This is a genomic window from Pseudomonas sp. RIT-PI-AD (genome assembly GCF_025642785.1).
Lineage (GTDB): Bacteria > Pseudomonadota > Gammaproteobacteria > Pseudomonadales > Pseudomonadaceae > Pseudomonas_T.
The window spans coordinates 1-535 of record NZ_JANZKU010000070.1; the positions used below are offsets into that span (position 1 = coordinate 1).

At 63.6% G+C, this 535-nt stretch carries 1 pseudogene; it reads right to left on the bottom strand.

The annotated features are described in order from the left end of the window. Positions 1–535: pseudogene (locus OGL92_RS22070) on the bottom strand (hypothetical protein); the annotation flags it as partial.

Sequence of the window (535 nt, forward strand, 5' to 3'; positions counted from 1 at the left end):
GTTGAACGACAGCACCAGGTCGGGATAGTTGTTGATCCATGAGACCGGTGGGTTGCAGTAGATCCCGGTCGGCGGCACGCGCTCATAGCTGGCCTGGATGATGGTCTGGCCGGTGCCCTCGACGGCGGACTCCACCTCGCTAACATCCGGCGTTTCGCTGCCCATGTGGTACCACATGCAGAACCCTTGCTCGCCGGAATACCCCTCGGTCAGCGGGTTCTGCCAGCCGAACAACTGGTTTTTCTGCCACAGCCGCGCGAACCGGTAATCAGCCTCTATTTCGAAGCGCGTCGTCATCCCGTCCAGATTGGCCGGATCTACGCTCACGCTCTCGAAAATCGTGCTCCCGGGCTGGTAGGTCCGAACCGGCGGCGAGGCGAGCCAACTGGTCAGGCGAAACTGGCCGGTCGGGCTGATATCCAGGGAGCCCGCCACCGACCGCATGCGCTCGGTCAAATAGTCCCACCGGCTGCGGCCATCCAGCGGCTCGAACACGTCGGCCGACCAGAACGCCGTCGGCGTCAGCGCATCGATG